This window comes from Telluria sp. AZSoR62, from assembly GCF_058111565.1.
The window spans coordinates 1-325 of record NZ_JBYTST010000189.1; the positions used below are offsets into that span (position 1 = coordinate 1).

Here is a 325-nt window from a genome sequence, read left to right on the forward strand (position 1 = left end):
GTCTCCAACTGCGTCGAACAGGAACACGATGTACCAGCCGATAGTCGCGCTTGGGCTTAGAGCTTTGTCATAAATGCGCACCCACGGGACGACCGCGTTGTTCCCCTTGCCGTTGGAGGCCTCGACGTCCCAACCAAGTTTTGAAAGATCTTTGCGGTGAGCCAGTATCTGCTGGAGCTTTGGCCGTAAGCCTCGAGTGAGCAGTTTCCCGCGTTGAACCATCGCGGGACTGGCGTTGTGGTGGTATTCGGGCTGGAGGTCGAGTATTGCTTCGAGGGTTTCGCGCACCAGTGCACTCTATGGGGACAGGTTTTCTTCGGGAGTC

Annotated in this window: 1 protein-coding gene; it reads right to left on the reverse strand. The window is 56.9% G+C overall.

Annotated features, from left to right (window positions below; translation table 11 throughout):
- Positions 1-288, reverse strand: a 288-nt coding sequence (locus AC3XQU_RS23470) for an MrcB family domain-containing protein (protein ID WP_489876552.1), incomplete at its 3' end; no start/stop codon positions are given.
- Positions 289-325 lie beyond the last annotated feature (37 nt).